Genomic DNA, 774 nt, shown 5'->3' with positions numbered 1-774 from the left:
ACAATATATTCTATTAATTTAATTAATTTACCTCGTTATAAAAGTAAACTTCTATAACTGTAGTTTTCTCGTATTCTTTGTTTCTCAATATGTCAATGAACTTTTTTCCTCTCTAACAACCTTAGCTAGATGGCAAACAAACGAATATGCTTACGCGTTTCCTGATGTTTGTGTTACCTATCTCCCTTAGATCTTAAGGAATCGTGGAGAATATCGGAGTCGAACCGATGACCTCCTGCGTGCAAGGCAGGCGCTCTAGCCAGCTGAGCTAATCCCCCGTTTGTTAGTCGGCAGTCTCAGTACTCAGTACGCAGTCTTTATTACTGCTAACTGCTACTGCTTACTGCAAACTGGGTTACCCAACTTCTAAAATTTCCTTTCAATTTGTAATGAACGTCGTTGTCTCTAATTCAAATAAATTTGAACTTTGAACCTTTAACTTTGAATGCAAGATATACTTGCTTCGTAGTCTCAGGCAGACTCGAACTGCCGACCTCTACATTATCAGTGTAGCGCTCTAACCAGCTGAGCTATGAGACTGTCCTTTGTGTGATCCAAGAACTAAGACTCAAGATCAAGGACTAAAAAGTCTCTTCTCTTTTCTCTTGTTTCTTTTCTCTAATTTTTTAAATATTAAATCGACAGCTTTAGAATCAAGACCAAATCAGAATCTTTAAGAACTTCCCTTTGATTCTTGCGCTTTGTTATCACTGATAAATCAGCTAAACATTGCTCTAGAAAGGAGGTGTTCCAGCCGCACCTTCCGGTACGGCT

Annotated in this window: 2 tRNA genes; both read right to left on the bottom strand. The window is 38.6% G+C overall.

The annotated features are described in order from the left end of the window. Nucleotides 1–204 precede the first annotated feature (204 nt). Nucleotides 205–278: transfer RNA gene (locus tag LB465_RS18075), tRNA-Ala, on the bottom strand. A gap of 188 nt (nt 279–466) precedes the next feature. Further along, nucleotides 467–540 (bottom strand) — tRNA-Ile (locus LB465_RS18070). Nucleotides 541–774 lie beyond the last annotated feature (234 nt).

It is taken from the genome of Salegentibacter lacus (genome assembly GCF_020164555.1).
Classification (GTDB): Bacteria; Bacteroidota; Bacteroidia; order Flavobacteriales; family Flavobacteriaceae; genus Salegentibacter; species Salegentibacter lacus.
This window is presented reverse-complemented; position numbering and strand designations above follow the sequence as displayed.